The following is an 18900-nucleotide window of genomic DNA, read 5'->3' on the forward strand; positions in this document are numbered from 1 at the left end:
CACACCGATCAAGCCTCGGCGCGCTAAGATTGCCATTGCAGGCGAGCGGTTCATTCTTAAAATCCTGCCTCCCCGGCATGCGTTTCGGACGGGCCTGTAGAGCGGAGTAGACGTTATGCCCAAGCCGGAAAGCTTCCCAATCGAGAAGATCTACGTTCCCGTGAAAAGACGGAAGGCAATCAAGCCTCAAGTCGTCGAGGAGATCGCTGGAAGCATTCTGGAAATCGGACAACAAACCCCCATTCTCGTCAGGCCCGACGAAGACCGCTTCGTTCTGGTCGAGGGACTACAGCGGCTCGAAGCTTGCAAGGCGCTTGGAGAGACGACGGTTGTGGGCATCGTGGTCTCGGCGGAGGATGCTCAGCAAAGGACGCTCTTGTCCGAGGGACCCGAAGCAGATGCGGAACGCGACAAGATGGCGCGATTGAAAAAGCTGCGTCTCGAGAAGGAAGCTGCAGAAAGTTCGATTGCTGCCTTGAACAGGACGGATAAGGAGCGAGCCCGCCCGGCAAGGGGCGCCGGCGAGAACCCGAGAACATCGCCAAGCCGGGCCTCAGCACCGACGCCGAAAAAGACGTTGTCGGAGTGGATCGCGCAGCAAAAGCGCGACGGTGGCCGCTATTGATTGCCCGCTTTCGGTCTTGCATCCAACGTCGTCTATCCGGCGATGGAATTATCTTGATCTCTCGCTGCTCGAGCGATCTTCCAAGTCACGGCAATACTTGAACTTTCGCGCCATCCATCCTGCGCTTGTTTGAGTCAGCTTAAGCCAAGAGAAACAACGTCGACACACCGGGTCCGGCTCGTCTGCGTCTGGATTATTCTTGCCAAATCCACAAAACTTGTTAGCCGGTCGAGTGACCGTCCACCCGGTCAGCGCCTTGCTTCAGCCGCCATTGCAGCAACGAAAAGGATGGATCGGACTCCGGGTGATGTTCGAAGACCCCTCCAACCTCAGTTCCGATGATCACGGTCTGGCGCGGGTCGCCCTGCAGATTACCCACCATGCGCACGCCACCGGCGTGTGGTAGCTCGACGAGCAACGCGAGATATGGGCCGTGCTGCTTTAGCGCCGGGTGGGATGGATGCCACACGCGCTCCCAACTGTAGATGCGGCCGGTCGGCTCGACGTCAGTCCACGTAAGGTCAAAGGAATGACAATTGTGGCAAATCCATTCGGGGCCGAATTGCCAGGAACGGCAGCCGGCGCAGCGTTGCACCAGCAGGCGGTTTTCCCGCAGGCCCATCCAATACGGTGCCGAAAGCCCATCTGGGTCACTGACCGGAATGGGCAACCCGGCAGGAAGATAGTGCGCACGTGAAGACCCACTCATAGCGTCGCCTCTGAACCCAGAATGAGGTTGCTGGCCGGCGTCACCATCGGGCCGCCGATCACCAGCGCCACATCATTTCGTCGAGCCTGGCTCGCCGACGCGCCACGCACCTGACGAACCGCTTCAAGCACCAGCTCAAAGCCGTGCATGTAGCATTCGGCAAGGTTGCCGCCACTGGTGTTGAGCGGGAGCCTCCCGGATGGAGCGATCAAATTGTCGAAAGTCAGGAAGTCGTTGGCCTTCTCGGGCCTGAAGAAGCCGTGCTCCGCCAGCGCCATCACGACACCGCCGGTGAAGTTCTCGTACGCCTGGACCACACCGACATCCGACGGCCCTACCCCGGCCATGCGGTACAGATCGGATGCAACGGTGCCGAAGTTCGCGGTGGCGTAGAGTGGTGCATTGTGCGCCGTTGCCGCCGCACGATGTCCGGATCCGAAGGCCGCACCGAGCAGATAGGCCGGCTTGTGCCGGAAGTCGCTGGCGCGCTCTGCCGATACCAGCACCAATGCCGCTGCGCCGTCATTTTCCATGCAGCAATCGTAAAGATGGAAGGGCTCCACGATCCAGCGCGAGGCATCGTATCTCTCGACATCCAGCGGCTTGCCTCGCATCACCGCGCGCGGGTTGGCCTGGGCATGATGATAGGAGGCGAGCGCAATCGCACGCAAAGCCTCCTGTCGCACGCCATGCTCGTGCATGTAGCGCTGCACCCGCATGGCAAAGCGCTGCGGGGGCGCCAGCACCCCATAGGGCATCAGATAGGACCGTTCGCCCGAAACGGTGTGAATCCCGGCCGCCTGGCCGAAACGGCCATATTGGCCCTGCGCCAATGAGCGGAACACCACGACACAATCGGCAAGGCCCGCGACGATCGAGGCGGCCGCATTGGCAACCGCCGCGCTGCAACCGCCGCCGCCCCCGCCCCATTGCATGGTCGCGGAGCGTAGTCGATGCGTACCCAGCGCCGCAGCCAGCCGTGACGCCTCGCTGCGATCGTCGCTGTAGGACGAGAAGCCATCGATCTCGCGGGGATCGAGCCCGGCATCCTCGCAAGCCGCCAGGATCGCCTTCAACGCGAGCTTGAATTCCGGATCGGGAGAAGCGCCATGACGATAATATTCGGTTTCACCGATCCCGATCACGGCCACACGGCCCCGCAGCGTCCGCTCGTCTCGCGCGCGCCCGGTCACGGTTTGGCATCCTGTCGCAAAGCCTCGCTGCCGAAGGCGCCGCCTCCGGCAAGGCGCGCGATCTCCGTCTTGTCGTAGCCGAGCAACTCAAGCAGCACGTTCTCGGTGTGCTGCCCAACTGCCGGTGCCGCAACGGGATCCACGATCGGTGTCCGCGAATACCGGATCGGCAGGTTCACGTTCGGCACCCACCCCACCGTCTCATGCGGGATCCGGGTGACGATCCCGCGCTCCCTCGCCTCGGGCGAACGGATCGCCTCGCCGACGGTGCGCAGCTGGCCGCAGGGCACGCCGGCCGCCCGCATCCGCGACTGCCAGTGCGACCAGGGCTGCCGGGCAAAGGCATCGCCGAGGATCGCGAACAACTCCTCGCGCCGGCGGATTCGATCGGGGCCGGTTGCATAGATTTCGGCCCCCGCGAGATCCTCGCGCTCGAGAACCTGCGCCATCAGGCGCTGGAAGATCTTGTCATTGCCGCAGTTGATATAGAAGGAGCAATCGCTGGCCCGGAACACACCCGACGGACACGTGTCCGGGCTGGTGTTGCCGCTTCGCTTCGGATCGGCACCGCTAAAGAGCGACTGCGTGGTCGCGTAGCCGGTCATCAGGACGGCGTTCTCGAACAACGACACCTCGATGGCCTGGCCGTGCCCGCTACGCTCGCGCGCGAACAAGGCGCCAAGGATCGCATTGCTTGCCATCATTGCAGTGCTGATATCCATCACCGGCGACAATGCGCGCACTCCCTCGCGATCGGCATAGCCGTTCATCGACACGAAGCCGCTCTCGACCTGCGCGATCGGATCAAAGCCAAGCCGGTCCGAAAATGCCCCGTCGCGGCCATAGGCCGACACCGAGCAGTAGATGATTTCGGGTTTGATCTTGCGGCAGCTCTCGTAGTCGAGCCCCAACCGTGCCATCACGCTCGCAGAAAAATTCTCGACAACGACGTCCGCCGTCGCGATCAGCTCGCGCGCGACCTTCAGACCCTCGGCCGATTTGAGATCGAGGGTAATGCTGCGCTTGTTGCGGTTGGTCCACAGGAACGGCGCGCCGTGCCTGAGATCGGGATGCACCGGGGGATAACGGCGCAGATCGTCGCCGCGGCTAGGTGCTTCGATCTTGATCACCTCGGCCCCCATGTCGGCGAGGATCATGGTGGCAAACGGCCCCGCGATGAAATGCGAGAAATCGATCACCCGGATCCCCTCGAGCGCCGCTGGCGCTCCAGCGGGACGAGGCGTGTGCTCGGGGAAGTCGGCTTCAAGCTGATCCAGCATCGGGATATCCGTCAAATTTGAGAAGTGTTGATCCAAGGATCGCGGCCGTCGTCGTCAATTGCTCTTCGGCTCGACGACCGAGCAGCCGCCCTGGTCGAGCGGCCGGAAGGCCTCGGGGCCGGACAGCACTCCGACCTGCTCCAGCAGGTCCCACTTGCTCTTCGAGGCACTCGAGCTCTTCACCTTGAAGATGTACATGTTGTGGATGGCGCGGCCGTCCGCGCGAACCACGACCGGCCCGAACAAGGCGTCGTCGATCGGTTTCTCCTTCAGCTTCTGAACGACCGCCGGCGCGTCATTGGTTCCCGCCTCCAGCGCGGCGTTCAGATAAGCAAGCACTGAGGAATAGACGCCGGCGTGGAAGGCGGTCGGCGACTGCCCATGCTGCCGCTCGCTGAATTTGGCCGACCAGGCGCGGCTGGCATCGTCGAGGTCCCAGTAGAACGGCTGCGTGATGATCAGCCCCTCCCCGACCGCAAGCCCGCTCGACTCGACATCGTTGGTGGTGGTCAATAGCGCGGCGAAGGTGCGTCCGCTCTGCTTCAGCCCGAACTCGGCGGATTGCTTGATCAGGCTGACGGTGTCGCCACCGGCGGTCGCGAACGCGATCACATCCGCGCCCGAGCCTTCGGCCTGCAGGATGAACGAGGCATAGTCTGCATTGTTGATCGGCACATTGACCGATCCGAGCACGGTCCCGCCACCGGCACCGATCACCGCCGTCCCGTCGCGCACCATCGATTTGCCGAGCGCATTGTCGGTGGCGATGAAGTACCATTTCTTGCCGCCGTGATGCACGAGATAGGCGCCGATGGTGTGCGAGGCCGCCCAGGTATCGAAGGTCCACTGAATCGTATTGGGCGAGCAGTATCTCCCGGTCAGGTCGGACGACGCCGCACTCGATGCGATCAGCGCCGCTTTGGTGCCGCGCACGACCTCGTTGACCGCCAGCCCAACGGCCGAGTTCGGCACGTCGGCGACCGCATCGACCTTCTCCTGATCGATCCAGCGGCGCGCGATGGCGGCGCCGACATCAGCCTTGTTCTGGTGGTCCGCCGAGACGATCTCGACCTTGAAATCCGGATGAAGCCGCATGAAGTCCTCGGCCGCCATTTTGGCCGCTGTCACCGAACCTTCGCCGGCATTGTCCGAGTAAGGGCCGGACGCGTCGTTGAGTACGCCGATTTTCAGGGACCGCGCGGCGACCGCCGACGCCGGCGAACCGGCACAAAAGGCCAGGAGAGCTATTCCGGCTATTTGCGAAAGATACTTCATTGTTTCCACCCATCGTATGTTGTTGTCTTAGAGATCGAGCACAAGCGTCCGGGACTTGGCGCCCGAGCAGCAGATCATGACGCTCTTGTTCGCCGCCTGCTCTTCGTTGCTCAGAAACTGGTCGCGATGATCGGGTATGCCCTCGAGCACGCGCGTCTCGCAGGTGCCGCAGACACCTTCGGTGCAGGCATAGTTCGCGGCTATCCCGGCCTCCAGCAGCGCATCGAGGATGGTCTTGCCGGGCTCGACTGCAATCGTGCGGTTGCTTCGCGCCAGCTTGACGTCGAAGCCACCTTCGGCGGCTGGAGCTTCCCGGGCCTTGAAATATTCGACATGTACGTGATCGGCCGGGCGACCGGCCGTCGCCGCCTCGAGCGCCTCGAGCATGGGCACCGGACCGCAACAGTAGAGATGCGCGCGAGGCGGTGCGTTCCTGACGAGCGCCGGGAGATCGAACACCCGTCCCGATCGCTCGTCGTCGAAATCGAGATGTACCCTCGATCGATACGTGCCGAGTTCGTCGAGGAATGCGGCAGCGGCGCGCGTCCTCGCGGCATAGAACAGCTCCCAGTGACGTCCAAGCGCCTCAAGCCGTCGGATCATCGATAGCAGCGGCGTGATGCCGATGCCCCCGGCGATCAGGACAGAATGGTCGGCTTCCTCACGGAGCGCGAAGTTATTCCGCGGGGCGGAGATCCTTATGATGTTCCCGACCCTGACGGTGTCGTGGACGAAGCTGGACCCACCCCGGCTCTCGCCATCCCTGTTCACCGCGATGACATACCGGTGCCGCTCGCATTGGTCGTTTACCAGCGAATAGCTGCGGATCATGTCGTTCGGCAGATGCAGGTCGATGTGGCTCCCGGCCGTGAACGGCGTCAGTTCGCCGCCCGCCGTGGCAATCAGCTCATACGAATTGATCCGCTCAGCCTCATATCCGATACGCTTGACCAGGACCTCCAGCGTACCAGCCGTATGTTTGAATGCGCTCACAGCTCGTACCCGAAATCGGCGCCAAGCTTCGCACGCATGAACGGCGCGCCGACGTCAACCCAGGAATCCTCCGGCGGCAACCGCAGCGAGACCGCTCGCACCATGAACACGTCCGGGTCCAAGACTCCTTTGGGTTTGATCGCGTGATCACGATAGGCGCCAAGCGCTTCAAGAATGAAACGTCGCGTCATCGCGATGCCGGTATCACTTGAGCAGAGCGTCTCCTTGGTGCGATCAAAGATCGGAGAGACGCCACTTTGGCAGGCGCCGTCCTGCACCCAGAGCCCCGGCAGGCCCGAGAACCAGGTGGTCCGCTGCATCTCATAGTCGAACTGAAAGCCGTTGTTCGGATTATATTTCGTCCAGTAGCCTGCGTACGGGACCGTCACCGGGTGCTGGACGAGCGCGTGGCGGCTGGCATGACCACTCTCGCGGCCCTTGTGTCCTTCGGCGAAGACCTGCCGGGTTTTCTCCAGCAGCGGCTCCGAGGGATGATACGAGAACATGATGCAGAGCGTGTTCTCGTCATCGATCGGCACCCAGGCGTGCCCGCTCAAATCCGGGAACGGCGACAGCGGAGGCACCAGCGTATAGAACGGCAGCAGGAACTGGTTGACCCGCCAGTACAGCGTGTTGGCATCGTAATTGCGCCGCGCGGCGATGCTCATGCCGAAATCCTGCTTGATGCATTCGAAGGTCGGGCGCAGGTCGCGCTTCTGGATCCAGGCGCTCGTCGTGCCCTGCGCATCCAGCCGTCCATGAAGCAGCGGCGCGTGCGCCGAATCGATTTCACCCTCGACCGCCTGCAGCCAATTGCACTCCTGGACGCGAACCGAGATGTGCACCTGCTCGGCCGGCACCAGATTCCATTCGAGGTTCGGCAGCGGCGGAAGCTCAGCCTGGTCGGGGCCCATATAGGTCCAGATCATCCCGTTGCGCTCCTTGCAGGGATAGGCCTTGATCCGCACCCGCTCCTTGAGGCGGCTGCGCACTGGCTCTGCCGGCATGTCAGTCACGGCGCCGGTGACGTCGAATTTCCAGCCGTGATAGACGCAGCGCAGCCCGCAATCCTCATTTCGCGCAAAAATCAGCGGCGCTCCGCGATGCGGGCAGGCCTGGTCGACCAACCCGACGCGCCCCTCGGTGTCGCGGAAAGCGACCAGGTCCTCGCCCAGCAGCCGGATACGCTTCGGCTGTCCGTCCTTGGGAAGATCCGCCGACGGCAGGAAGGGAATCCAGTACAGGCGAAATAGCTCGCCGAGCGGCGTGCCCTTGCCGACCCTCACCAGGCGTTCATTGTCTTCGCGCGAGAGCATGGGTTTGCCTCCTTCAATTGCGTGTGATCGGGCCCGCCGCGCCGCCGAGAAGCGTGGCGACACGGTCAGACAGTCCGAGATCGTGAGCGGTCCAAAGCGGATCGGATGCGGTGAGCGGCTTGCGTGGGATCGGAGGCTGCTTGCCCTCCTCCACCAGGCCGACGATCAATTCGATGCGCCGCCGCTCGAGCTCGCGCAGAGCCTCCTCGACGACGGCGGCTTCCGCCGTGCACCCCGGCAGCTCCGGATAGGCAAGACGAACCCGCCATTGCCCCGGCTCGGTTTCGACCGCCTCCGCCTCAAGCAAATAGGGAATCGACAGCAGCTCACGCAGGTCCAAGTTTCAACCTCCCTGAACGACGTCTTCGCATCGCATTTGATACGTATACGTACTACATTATCGGAAGGCTGACAAGAGCCGAGGGCGACCCTGTCTCCCTCAGAAGAGGCTGGTGACGTGGTTCGCCACAGGGTTGAGGACGATCAGCCAAGCTGCTAACGGCTAGGACGCAATTCGCAGAACGCAGCTGGGATCCAGACAACGGCATGGCAGCCGATAAAGGCAAGCAGACAACCTCGGCGGCAGACGTTGCACGCGACTGGCAGCTCGAGGGTGGTGTCGGATTCCTGTTGCGTCTGCTGGAGGCCCGCTACGATGGGCTCTATCAAAGCATGACGCGCCAGAGCGATATCACGCCGCGGCAGTTCGGTGTGCTGATGGCGCTGTATCAGTTAGGTCCTCTAACCCCCTCCGTGTTGGCCGAACGGATCAGCTGCGACCGCAACACGCTCAGCGAAATGCTGAAGCGCATGGTCGCGCGCAGACTGGTCTCGAAGAAAGACAATCCGCACGACCGCCGCTCGCTCCAGGTGCAGATCACGGCTAAAGGCGAGGAAGCGCTTCTCGCCGTCATTCCGGCCGCCGCCGAGCTGCAAAACATCATGCTGGCCCCCCTTCGCAAGGAGGACCGCGCGCATTTCCTGAAATGCCTGCTGGCGATCGCGAAGGCTCCGCCGCCGGACAGTCCGGCCGATACGTGAAATCGCCGGGGTCCAGCGGCCCTACGCCTGCACCTTCCCGAACGTGCCCGTAGCGGCGAGCGTCGCGATTGCGTCCGGCGACAGGCCCAGGATCCGCGACAGCACGTCGTCCCGCTGCGCGCCGATCCCGGGAACTTGACGTCCCATCGGCGTATCGGCCCCGGACATTTGCCATGGCGCATTGACGCCGATGAAGTCACCTGCCCCGTCCGAGACGGTCCCAAACACCCCACGTTGGCGCAAATGGGCATCGGTCAGCGCCGCGCCCGGCGTCCGGTACTCGGCGCAGGGAACACCGGCGCGATCCAGCGCCGCGATGCATTCAGCAACGGTGTGGCGTTCGGTCCATTTCTCGATCACCTGCATCATGGCGGTCCAATTGGCGCCGCGCGCTGGAATGGTCGAAAAGCGCGGATCGTTAACCAGCTCTTCCTGCCCGGTCACCTCGCACAGCGCCGCGAAATTACGCGGCGTGACCGGGGCGATCAGGATATCGCCATCGCGCGCGCGGACTGGCCCATACGTCGGGCGCGGCGAACGAATCGGGAATTGCGCCTCCTGAAGCTCATAGACCAGCAGATTCAGCATGCAGTCCATCAAGGCTACATCGACGCGCTGTCCCTTTCCGGTGCGCGTACGCTGGACCATCGCGGTCTGGATCGCGGAATAGCCGAAGATGCCGCCGAGGATATCGGCGACAAAAATCGCGCCCGGCGCGGGACGCTCCCGGTCACCGGCATAACGCATCAGGGAGTGATCGAATCCGCTCTCGGCATGGACGATCATCGCATAAGCCGCGCGCTCGGCTGCTGGGCCTGACTGGCCATAACCCGAGATCGAGCAATAGATGAGGCGCGGGTTGATCTCGCAGAGCGTCTCGTAGCCAAGACCAAGGCGGTCCATCACGCCAGGGCGGAAATTCTCGACGAGAATGTCCGCCTCCGCGACCATTCGATGTACGAGCCTGATGGCGTCGGCATTCTTCAGGTCCAGCGCCAGGCTACGCTTGCCGGCATTGAGCTGGCCGAAGTAGGTGCTGTGGCCTTCGCGCAGCGGCGTTCGCAACCGCATGTCATCGCCTTCCGGAGGCTCGATCTTGATGACCTCGGCGCCGACGTCGGCGAGCAGCCGCGCGCAATACGGCCCCGCCACCATGATCGAGAAATCGAGCACGCGCACGCCGGCGAGCGGCGCCCTGTCGCCATCCTTCTGCATCCGATCTCTCCTATCTCGGCAGCCCGAGCGCGCGTTGCGCGATCAGACTGCGCTGAATCTCGTTGGTCCCGATGCTGATGACCCACATCAGCGAATGCCGCAGGTTTTGCTCGAAGCGACCGTTGTCGATCGCGCCCGGCATCTGCTCGGACAGCGCGGCACGCATACCAAGGATGTCGAGCGCAGCCTCGCCGAATCGCTCCATCAGCTCACCGGAGAAAACCTTGCTGATCGCGCCATATTCCGGCGGCGTCACGCCGTCGGCGGCAAGTTCGGCGCAATGCATCATCAAGAGACGGCCGATCTCGATCTCTGACGCCAAGGTCGCCATCCTGTCGCGGATGATTGGATCATCAGCGAGAGACCGATTACCTTGCTTCGCCTTCACATGCGAACGCAGCTGCTCGAAGGCATGCGCCACCTTCAGGACGATCCCGCCACCAACCAGCCCGCGCTCGAAGGCCAGCGCGCCGGTCAACACTTTCCAACCGTCATTGACCTCGCCAACCAGGTTCTCGGAGGGGATGCGGACGTTGTCATAGAAGATGTTGGCAAACGTGCCATCATACATGGTCGCAGACGGACGGATGGTGATGCCCGGCGCATCCATCGGCACGATGAACATGCTGATGCCCGCATGCGGCGGCTTGGCGTCCTTGTCGGTCCGCGCGGCGAGGAACATGTATTTCCCCCACCAGGTGGTGGTCCAGATCTTCTGGCCGTTGATCACCCAGTGATCGCCGTCCCTGGCCGCACTGGTGCGCAGCGCCGCAAGGTCCGACCCTGCCTGCGGCTCGCTGTAGCCCATGCCGTGCATCGCTTCGCCACGCAGGATTTCCGGAAGGTATTTCTGCTGCTGCGCTGCCGTGCCGAACATCATCAGCGCATTGGCCTGGATCGCCGCACCGATCCGCGGCGCCTCGCCCCGCTCCATCGTCTCCATGAAGGCGATCTGCTCCAGCGGCGAGCGCGCCTGGCCGCCGAACTGCTCAGGCCATCCGAGGCCGATCCAGCCGGTCCCGCCGATATCGCGGGCGAAGGGCGCATCGAATTCGCGCTTGGCGAACGGCCTCTGGTCGAACGCCGCCTTCGTGCCTCCGCTCCAGTTTTGCGCGAGCCAGAGCCGAACCTGCTCGCGAAGCGCATTTCCGGCGGCCCCGAGGTCATATTGCGGCAGCCCGGCACCGCCCGCATCCAGCAAACGTGCGGCCAGTCTGCGCTTGGCATCCGAAGCACCGCCGAGCGCGATCGTATCGAGGTGCACGCGCTTGAAATGGATTGGCGCCTCGTGCTCCTCGGCATAGCCAATCGCGCCGAATGTGTGCTGGGTCTCCAGCGAAACCCGGCGCAGTGCATCGCCCGAGTACACCGCTGCGCAATCGGCGAAATAGCGCCAATCGTCGTCGCCGCCATCATGCAGCCTGGCGACATGCTGCAGGACCAGCCTGACGCCCTCGAGCGCGATCAGGCAGTTTGCAAGCTTGTGCTGGATCGCCTGGAACCTGCCGATCGGATGCCCGAACTGGTGTCGTTCCCTTGCGTAGTCCACGACGAGCTCAAACGCACGCCGCGCCGCGCCATAGGCACGCGCGGTCAACATCGCTCTGCCCTTGATGCGGAGATGGTCGACATCGACTGCATCTATCGGAATGCGCGTGAGCGGCGCTTTGTTCAGCCGGACCTCATAGAGCCCCCACGCTCCCATCGCGCGGGTTGCGACGCACTCGACACCGGGACCGTCAAGATTGATCAGCCCAAGCTGGGCCTGGTCTAGAACGACCAGAAGATGCGTCGCGCCTCCGGCAGCCTCGACAAAACGAAGCACGCCCTTTGCCTTGAGGTCCGTGACCTCAACCGCTCCCGTGCCGGCGTCCGGATCCAGCGCACCGAATGAGAAGGCAACGGTCGCCTCCCCGGACTGCAGCCGCTCCAGCAGATCCACCGCGACGTCGACCTGCGATCCGGAGATCGCAAGATTGGCGAGCGCCGCAGACCACATCGGCGCCGTGCAGCCGGCCCGGCCGAGTTCCGCCATGACAACGAGGATTTCGGCGAGCCCGCCTTCGTCGCTCTCAGCACCGAGCGCGGCGACGCCCTGCCCAACGAGCTTGCGCCAGATCGCCGACACCTCGTCCGGCGAGGACGATGCGGTTAAACCGAGTGGACGCCAATGCTCGTCCAGCAAACCGCGCAAGGAATCGCGCAGCAGTCCTGCGACATCGTCATTCGACGCTTCGATCGCCGCCATGGTGAGGCCCGCGTTATGCCTGGCCGAATCTGGGCTTCCGCTTCTCCTTGAACGACATAGTCGCTTCCTTGTGGTCGGCAGTCTCGAACGTCACCTGCTCCAGCGCCATCGACGCCTCCAGCAGCATGTTGACGCGCTCCTTGACGATCTGGTTGATCGACAGCTTGGTCCAGCGAATGGCCCAGGTCGGACCGTTCGCGAGCTCGACCGCGATTGCGCGGGCCTTGGCCAACACCTCCGCGCGCGGCGCGACATGATTGACCAGCCCGATCCGCTCCGCCTCATTTCCCTTCAGGAGCGTGCCGCGGATCAGGAATTCCTTGGCCTTGTTGATGCCAACCAGCAGCGGCCAGATCACTGTGCCGCCGTCGCCGGCGACGAGGCCAACACGCGAGACGTGGGTGTCGCCGATCCGCGCGTCTTCCGCCATCACCGTGATGTCGCAAAGCAGCGCATGAGTCGCTGCAAGGCCGATGGCATCACCATTGATCGCCGCGATGATGGGCTTGTCGAGCTCGAGCTGGCGGGTGACCCCGCGGCGGCTGATCATGGGATCGTGTACCTCGCCCTCTTCGAGCACGTCGCCGCCGGGCCGCTCGGACATCGCCTTGACGTCGCCACCGACGCTGAAGAAGTCGCCCGCCCCGGTCAGCACCACGGCATTAACGGCGTGATCGTCGGCGAGGTCGTCCCAGATCGTGCGCAACTCGCGGATCAGCTTCTGATTGATGGCATTGCGCGCCTGCGGGCGGTTCAAGGTCACGGTCGCGACCTTGTCCGCGACCTCGACCGTCAGGCATTCATATTTGGCGTAATTGGACACGTTTGCCTCCATTGTTTCGCTGTTTGAGTTGTTGATTATTGGCAACGCAGGCGCGCGCTAGCGGCGCATCCCGGGCTGCACATCCGCCAATGCGACGTGAAGCGACATGGCGCCCGGATCCTGCTCGAGCATGCGCTGCACGGATTCCAGATGCGATCGCAGCAATCGGCTTGCCAGATCGACGTTCCGTTCGCTGAGGGCTGCCAGGAATTGCCGCCGCTTCTCGGCCAGCCGTGCCATCGCGACCCCGCTGGAAGCGACCTTGGCGTAGACGAAGCGCATGTGGATCTCGGTGACCGAGTCCACGATCATCGCAATCACCTTGTTGCCGGTCGAGGCCGCCAGCAGCTTGTAGAACTCGCGCGAACATTCGACCCGGTCGAGCAGCCGCCCCTCCTTCGTCGCAAGCTCCGTCCGCTCGATATTGGCTTCCAGTGCATCGAGATCGGCCCGGCGGGCATTGGCACAAGCCAACTGCACCACGAGGTCGAGGACGTGGACCCGCGCCTCCGACAATTCCCGCACCGAAATCGTGCCGAGGCTCAGCATGTCGCGCATGACCTCGTTCATGCGGCGGGTGTCGCCCTGCTGGATGAAGGCGCCGCCCTTGACGCCCTTCTGCAGCCGGAGCACGCCGGCCATTTCGAGGCTGCGCAATGCTTCCCGCAGCACATTCCGGCTGACGCCGAGCTGCTGAGCCAGTTCGCGCTCGGCCGGCAGCTTGTCGCCGGGCTTCAGCACGCCGAGCGCGAGTTGCTCGCGAATGCGCTCGCAGATCTCCTCGAACGTCCGCCTGGTGTGAATTGGCTTGAATGTCGGCGCGGCCGGGGAGCCGGCCGCACGATGATCGGTGGCCCGCTCCCGGCGGCTCGACGAGGCGGCACGGGAGCGCTGCGGCGCGCGAGGGCTTGACTTGGTGCTCATGCGGTGAATTATTAAATGGATCACCCATTCAATGGAAGCCCTTTTTTAGCTTCCGGCAAAGAAAACGAAACGGGAGTTCGCATGAGTTTTTCCGAGGAGCAGGTCGCGTTCCGCGACAACGTGCGCAGAATGGTCGCCAAGCACGTGGCGCCGATCGCCGCCGAGATCGACGAAACCGACCGCTTCCCGCTCGAACTGGTCAAGCTGTTCGGCGAGATGGGACTGATGCAGCTCTGGGTGCCGGAGCGGTATGGCGGCCCGAATGGCAACCTGACCATGGCCTGCATCGCGCGCGAGGAGATCTCGAAGGTCTCCCCTGCCTGTGCGTCGATCGCCGCGCTCAACACCATGTTCATCATGCCGCTGCTGCATTTCGGCTCTGAGGAGCAGCGCAAGAAGTATCTGCCGATCATCGCCGAGGGCGGCGTCGTCACGGCAATCGCGATCTCGGAGCCGCAGGCCGGCTCCGACGTCGCCGCGCTTAACACCCGCGCCCGCAAGGACGGCGATAGTTATGTCCTGAACGGCCGCAAGCAGTGGTGCAGCTATGGTGTCGCCGCCGACTACATCGTGGTCATGGCGCGAACCAGTGACGGCGCCGGTGCGGACGGCATCAGCGCCTTCATCGTCGAGCCGAAGAGAATGCCGGGCATCACGTTCGGCCGCCACGAGCGCAAGATGGGCTTTCGCGGCGCGCCCAACACGCCGATCTTCTTCGACAATGTCCGCGTTCCCGCGGAAAACCTCGTCGGTGAGGAAGGCAAGGGCTTTCGCGCGTCGATGCGCGCGCTCGACCTCAACCGGCCGACCATCGGCGCGCAATCCGTCGGCCTCGCACAAGGCGCACTGGATGCCTGCGTCGCCTACGCCAAGGAGCGTAAGCAATTCAAGAAACCGATCGGCGAGTTCCAGGGCGTGCAGTTCATGCTCGCCGACATGGCCATGCAGATCGAGGCGGCCCGCGCGCTGGTCTACGAATGTGCCCGCGCCGGCGATGCCGGCGACTGGAAGCGGCTCAACGTGCTTGCCAGCATGGCCAAATGCGTCGGCAGCGACATGGCGATGAAGGTGACGACCGACGCGGTCCAGATCTTCGGCGGCTACGGTTACACGATGGACTATCCGGTCGAACGCATGATGCGCGATGCCAAGCTGACCCAGATTTTTGAAGGCACCAACCAGATCCAGCGCGTGGTGATCGCCCGCGAGCTGCTGCGCTAGTGCAGATCGATTTCAAGAAGAAGCAATTGCAGGGAGGAACGAACTTGAACCACATCATCAACCGGGCGCTGATAGCCGGCGCGGTGTCAGCACTTCTGGCGGTACCTGCCTATGCTCAGAAAGCCTACGGTCCCGGTGCCAGCGATACCGAGATCAAGCTCGGCCAATCGACGCCGCTGAGTGGCCCCGCATCCGCGTTCGGCGCGGGCGCCGGGCGGGCGGTGGTCGGCTACTTCGAGATGCTGAACGCCAAAGGCGGCATCAACGGCCGCAAGATCAACTTCACGCAGCTCGACAATGCCTACAGCGCGCCGAAAGCGGTCGAACAATCGCGCAAGCTGATCGAGGACGTCGGCATATTGGCCGAGGTCGGCACGATCGGCACCGCTCCCAACGTCGCGATCCAGAAGTACCTGAACGCCAAGCAGGTGCCGCAGCTGTTCATCACGGCCGGCGGACGCCGCTTCAACGATCCCAAGGCATTTCCCTGGACTATCCCGCTCTATCCCGACTTCGAAACCGAAGGCCGCGTCGTCGCCAAATACATCCTGACGGCAAAGCCGGACGCCAGGATCGGCGTCCTCTATCAGAATGACGACTATGGCAAGGACTACCTGAAGGGCCTCCGCGCCGGCCTCGGTCCGAAGGCCGAGCTGATCGTCGCCCAGGCCTCCTACGAGCTCGCCGATCCGACGATCGACTCGCAGATCGTCCAGCTGAAGGCCGCCGGTGTCGACACCCTGATCGAGCAGTCGTCGTCGAAGGCCGCCGCGCAATCGATCCGCAAGGTTTACGAGCTCGGCTGGAAGCCGCTGCACGTGATCGGCGGCTCGACCGCATCGGTCGAAACTATCCTGAAGCCCGCGGGCCTCGAAGCATCGAAGGGACTGGTCACAACGCAATTCCTCAAGCAACCGGGCGACCCAGCCTGGGCCAATGATGAGGAGGTCAAGGCCTACAAGGAGTTCCTGAAGGCGTACGCACCTTCAGCCAACCCGGACGACTATTCTGTGCTCGTTGCCTATATGAACGTGCACGCCGTGGAGTTGGCGTTGCGCAAATGCGGCGACGACCTGACCCGCGAGAACCTCATGAAGCAGGCTACCTCGCTTAATGGCGAACGATTACCGATGATGCTCCCAGGCGTCGCGATCAGCACCCGGCCCGGAGACTACACACCCTTCAGAGCTCTGCGGATTGCGACATTTGATGGAGAAAGCTGGTCCTTGACCGGCGCTCCTCTATCGGCCGACTAGACCAGACTGCGGGCGAGAGCCACCAAGGCTCTCGCTACGTCCGGACAACAGGCGGGCTCGGGTTGGACTGCTCGAACAAGCAGCTGCATCCATCACCGGAAAACACTGGTTGTGGTTAAGCCCGAGTTGTTTCAGGTATGGACAACCTTACTAAGAAAGATCAGTTCGAGCGTTCGAAGATCAACATCCATGCGCGTGACCAAATGAAATGCTGGGCTCACGCGCTCGGTGTCTCGCAGGAGGAGCTTCGTAAGGTCATCGAAAAAGCCGGGAATTCGGCCGCAGCCGTTCGCAAGGAGCCGGACGCGAACCATGACGAGAGAACAGGAAGTCAGCGCTGAGTGCGCGCGGGAAGCACGAAGACAGGCTACTCTACTTCCGCCCGGTCCAATCAGAGACGCGCTGCTAGAAAAGGCTCGCCAGTACGAGCTGGCGTCACGGATTGATTTGCATCGCAATGCCAAAGAATCGACCACGAGATCGCGCTGTGGACGGCCGCTCTGCAAACAATCATCGCGGAAGGCCTCACTGTTGACCGTGCTGTGAAATCAACCGCCGCGAAGCCGCGGTACGGCTCAAAGTCAGCTTTCTCGGTCTAACCTTCGCCGCCGCGCTGCGGGGTCCCCAAGCCAAGATAGCGCCCTGGTCGTCAAACCCGAGCCCTTACACGAGTGGACGAAGCTGCAGCGGTTCCAAAGGCCAGTGCACCCGCCGCAAGTCTGAGACCGATACCCGGGCCCCATCCGACGCCAACCGCCATCGCGCCTCCGCAGGTGCAACGGTTGCGGCAGACATCGCGCGCCGACCGTCAGTGCAATATTGAGCGACAATGCAACTTCCACAAACCGGTTCCTAACCCGGGCTGGCTGAGAACGTAAAAACCAGGCACCGCCACTCCTCTGAAACAAATGCATTGCCGCGCGGTGCCACCAGTGCGACCACCGGTCCGCAGACGACGGGACAGACATCGAATTCGCGAAAATCTCGCGCGGCCTTCTTCATCGGCGGAAATACGAGCGAGTCGTGGTCGAGACTTGAGCCGGGGCCGCTAGCAAGGGTCCCCGCATGCTTCATGCTCGGCTGTTGTGTTCGTTCCACCACCGAGCTATCGCGCGGGTTTGTTCGTCCCATACTTTGGTGGGAAGGTCCGGGACGGCTATGCGGACGTTGAAGGCCCCGGTCGTCGTGTCGTGAAACCATTCCGTGGCAGCGAAGTCGAACCCGAAGCTTCCGGCATGACGGATCGGAAAGCCGGCCAGGCCAAGATCCCTGCCCATCTCCGACGCCGCTTGCCTAGCCTCTTCTTCGTCCAAGGGACTCCTGCATTTGAGCAACACGTAAAGGCCATGCGCGAAATTCGTCTGCCTCACCAGATCGCCAAGCGCCTGGCGGAAGAAGTGAGCAGTGCGGCGGCTGTTGCGGATGATCGCAGCCACTCTCCTTGTGGTCAGCGACCGATATTCGGGGCTGCCGACATAAGGTGGGAAGTGGGCCGGTAGCGCTGCGCCGCCGAGCAGTCTGACTGCATTTCGCATCCCATCGGGCAGGTTTCGCAGAGGCGACCGACCCCAGAGATCGGCCTCAGCGGAGCGGACGAAGGTCGTAGAGCCCAATCGTCCATACTCGACGCCCAGCGAATCCAACTTTGTATGGCTTCGTATCATAGCCACGGGCACTCCGGATCTGCGGCCCTTCCGTAACGTCCGCGCGATCTTGCCGGAGCCACCGGCGAGGCAACTGCTATCAAAGATGCAGAGGTCGAATTGCGCCCAGGGTGACCGCAGACAGGCTTCGAAATCCTTTGCCGATGCGCAGGAATCCAGAAGAAGGATGCGGTGCGACGCGCCTGAAGTGGGGGCGCCCAGGACTTCTACGGCCGTGATGCTCTTCAGGTGCCTAGCGTACGCTTCGATGAACTCCAGGGTCTCTCCGTACGTCCCTGGCAGCGAGACGATATCCGCGCGATCGAACAAGTGCGACGACGCCAAAAGCAGGGCAGATATGGAGGCCATGCCAGAAGACGTGTAGACGGTCTCGCACTTGATGTCATCGCCGAGATCATAAAACGACGGGCCAGCCACGTCGAGATCGGCGCGCTGATAGTCGTACCGGAAGTCGAACGGGCTATCAGAAGATTTCTTGCGATGCGACCAAGCGGTTTCGGTCGTGGTCCAATCTTTTAGATCGTGCTGAGCTCTGATGGCCGCCGTCAGCTTGAACTTGAGTGCGATCGCTTCATTGATCGATTTCGGAGTTGCCGGCGCAAAGGACTCGTCAAGACAAGCGTCCAGCAACTGAAGCTCCTCATGCTTTCGACGCAGATAGGCATTCATGGTCTCCATGAACCTTCAACGTCGGGCCATCGACCTTGGCTCCTATTGCGCGGGAAACCGCCAGCTGAGGCTTCGTGACCGACCGGACAGCGAGCGCCTAGTCTTATTCCAGCTGGTGCTGATGCCGGTGGCGGGCGCGGATCCGGTGCGTTGCAGCAACGGCTCTGGCAAGGGCCTTCAAGGCGGCACTAGTCGTCCAAGGTCACCGGAACTTTTCCATCTTCCGAGAATTCTGCTGTTTTTAGCTGGACCGTCAACTTTGGAGAGAGGAGCCATGAAGCGACGACGCCGGGTTAGACAGATTTTCCCTCTTGAAGAACGCCTTAACAGAGAAGCCCAGGAGCTACGCCAACGGGCCAGGAAAACTTCCCCCAAGTCGGGCCTGGCGGCCACGGCCAACCGAACCAAAGCCGTCTTTCAGCCGATAGAATTCCATAAAACATTGCCC

General features: G+C 62.8%; 17 protein-coding genes. 5 read left to right on the forward strand and 12 right to left on the reverse strand.

Going from position 1 to position 18900, the window contains the following annotated elements:
• The first annotated feature begins 115 nt into the window (after nucleotides 1-115).
• Nucleotides 116-625 carry a ParB N-terminal domain-containing protein gene (locus JEY66_RS27810; protein WP_016840669.1) on the forward strand — a complete coding sequence of 170 codons (510 nt, stop codon included), beginning with the start codon at nucleotides 116-118 and terminating at the stop codon, nucleotides 623-625.
• 220 nt (nucleotides 626-845) lie between these two features.
• On the opposite strand, the gene JEY66_RS27815 is transcribed toward JEY66_RS27810, so the two are convergent.
• The 7 genes from JEY66_RS27815 to JEY66_RS27845 form a co-directional block, all read right to left on the reverse strand.
• The gene (locus JEY66_RS27815; protein ID WP_016840670.1) at nucleotides 846-1247 is read right to left on the reverse strand and encodes a Zn-ribbon domain-containing OB-fold protein; all 402 of its coding nucleotides are present in this window, start codon (nucleotides 1245-1247) and stop codon (nucleotides 846-848) included.
• Nucleotides 1248-1330: 83 nt separating this feature from the next.
• Nucleotides 1331-2527, reverse strand: a complete 1197-nt coding sequence (locus tag JEY66_RS27820) for a thiolase C-terminal domain-containing protein (protein ID WP_016840671.1) — start codon at nucleotides 2525-2527, stop codon at nucleotides 1331-1333.
• On the reverse strand, nucleotides 2524-3807 hold the full coding sequence (locus JEY66_RS27825; RefSeq protein WP_018271031.1) for a CaiB/BaiF CoA transferase family protein: 1284 nt from the start codon (nucleotides 3805-3807) through the stop codon (nucleotides 2524-2526). Before JEY66_RS27825 ends, JEY66_RS27820 begins: the two co-directional genes overlap by 4 nt.
• 54 nt (nucleotides 3808-3861) lie before the next feature.
• Nucleotides 3862-5082: an ABC transporter substrate-binding protein gene (locus tag JEY66_RS27830; RefSeq protein ID WP_018271030.1), complete on the reverse strand. Its 1221-nt coding sequence runs from the start codon at nucleotides 5080-5082 to the stop codon at nucleotides 3862-3864.
• Between the two features lie 27 nt (nucleotides 5083-5109).
• Nucleotides 5110-6075 (reverse strand): PDR/VanB family oxidoreductase, encoded by a 966-nt coding sequence (locus JEY66_RS27835; RefSeq protein WP_018271029.1) that lies wholly within the window; start codon nucleotides 6073-6075, stop codon nucleotides 5110-5112.
• Nucleotides 6072-7391, reverse strand: a complete 1320-nt coding sequence (locus JEY66_RS27840; RefSeq protein ID WP_018271028.1) for a Rieske 2Fe-2S domain-containing protein — start codon at nucleotides 7389-7391, stop codon at nucleotides 6072-6074. The genes JEY66_RS27835 and JEY66_RS27840 overlap by 4 nt, the downstream gene beginning before the upstream one ends.
• Nucleotides 7392-7404: 13 nt before the next feature.
• Entirely contained in the window at nucleotides 7405-7731 is a 327-nt protein-coding gene (locus JEY66_RS27845; protein ID WP_018271027.1) for a type II toxin-antitoxin system HicB family antitoxin, read from the reverse strand.
• 206 nt (nucleotides 7732-7937) lie between these two features.
• Between JEY66_RS27845 and JEY66_RS27850 the strand changes: the two genes are divergently transcribed.
• Nucleotides 7938-8432 carry a MarR family winged helix-turn-helix transcriptional regulator gene (locus JEY66_RS27850; protein WP_016845415.1) on the forward strand — a complete coding sequence of 165 codons (495 nt, stop codon included), beginning with the start codon at nucleotides 7938-7940 and terminating at the stop codon, nucleotides 8430-8432.
• Nucleotides 8433-8453: 21 nt separating this feature from the next.
• On the opposite strand, the gene JEY66_RS27855 is transcribed toward JEY66_RS27850, so the two are convergent.
• Genes JEY66_RS27855 through JEY66_RS27870 form a run of 4 tightly spaced genes read right to left on the reverse strand, consistent with a single transcriptional unit; the run spans nucleotide 8454 to nucleotide 13642 of the window.
• Complete coding sequence (locus JEY66_RS27855) at nucleotides 8454-9647, reverse strand: CaiB/BaiF CoA transferase family protein (RefSeq protein WP_016845416.1); 1194 nt, start codon at nucleotides 9645-9647, stop codon at nucleotides 8454-8456.
• A gap of 10 nt (nucleotides 9648-9657) precedes the next feature.
• Nucleotides 9658-11895, reverse strand: a complete 2238-nt coding sequence (locus JEY66_RS27860; protein ID WP_018271026.1) for an acyl-CoA dehydrogenase family protein — start codon at nucleotides 11893-11895, stop codon at nucleotides 9658-9660.
• 13 nt (nucleotides 11896-11908) lie between these two features.
• The gene (locus JEY66_RS27865) at nucleotides 11909-12718 is read right to left on the reverse strand and encodes an enoyl-CoA hydratase/isomerase family protein (protein WP_225648237.1); all 810 of its coding nucleotides are present in this window, start codon (nucleotides 12716-12718) and stop codon (nucleotides 11909-11911) included.
• A 57-nt stretch (nucleotides 12719-12775) separates the two neighbouring features.
• Complete coding sequence (locus JEY66_RS27870) at nucleotides 12776-13642, reverse strand: FadR/GntR family transcriptional regulator (RefSeq protein WP_018271025.1); 867 nt, start codon at nucleotides 13640-13642, stop codon at nucleotides 12776-12778.
• Nucleotides 13643-13723: 81 nt separating this feature from the next.
• Here JEY66_RS27870 and JEY66_RS27875 point away from each other — a divergent pair, with 81 nt between their 5' ends.
• The 3 genes from JEY66_RS27875 (at nucleotide 13724) to JEY66_RS27885 (ending at nucleotide 16460) form a co-directional block, all read left to right on the forward strand.
• Nucleotides 13724-14863 (forward strand): acyl-CoA dehydrogenase family protein, encoded by a 1140-nt coding sequence (locus JEY66_RS27875; protein ID WP_018271024.1) that lies wholly within the window; start codon nucleotides 13724-13726, stop codon nucleotides 14861-14863.
• 53 nt (nucleotides 14864-14916) lie between these two features.
• Complete coding sequence (locus JEY66_RS27880) at nucleotides 14917-16119, forward strand: ABC transporter substrate-binding protein (protein WP_085964933.1); 1203 nt, start codon at nucleotides 14917-14919, stop codon at nucleotides 16117-16119.
• A gap of 137 nt (nucleotides 16120-16256) precedes the next feature.
• Nucleotides 16257-16460, forward strand: a complete 204-nt coding sequence (locus JEY66_RS27885) for a DUF3606 domain-containing protein (RefSeq protein WP_016843841.1) — start codon at nucleotides 16257-16259, stop codon at nucleotides 16458-16460.
• 729 nt (nucleotides 16461-17189) lie between these two features.
• Here the strand turns inward: JEY66_RS27885 and JEY66_RS27890 are convergent.
• Nucleotides 17190-18461 carry a hypothetical protein gene (locus JEY66_RS27890; RefSeq protein ID WP_018271023.1) on the reverse strand — a complete coding sequence of 424 codons (1272 nt, stop codon included), beginning with the start codon at nucleotides 18459-18461 and terminating at the stop codon, nucleotides 17190-17192.
• Between the last annotated feature and the right edge of the window lie 439 nt (nucleotides 18462-18900).

This window comes from Bradyrhizobium elkanii USDA 76, from assembly GCF_023278185.1.
GTDB lineage: Bacteria > Pseudomonadota > Alphaproteobacteria > Rhizobiales > Xanthobacteraceae > Bradyrhizobium > Bradyrhizobium elkanii.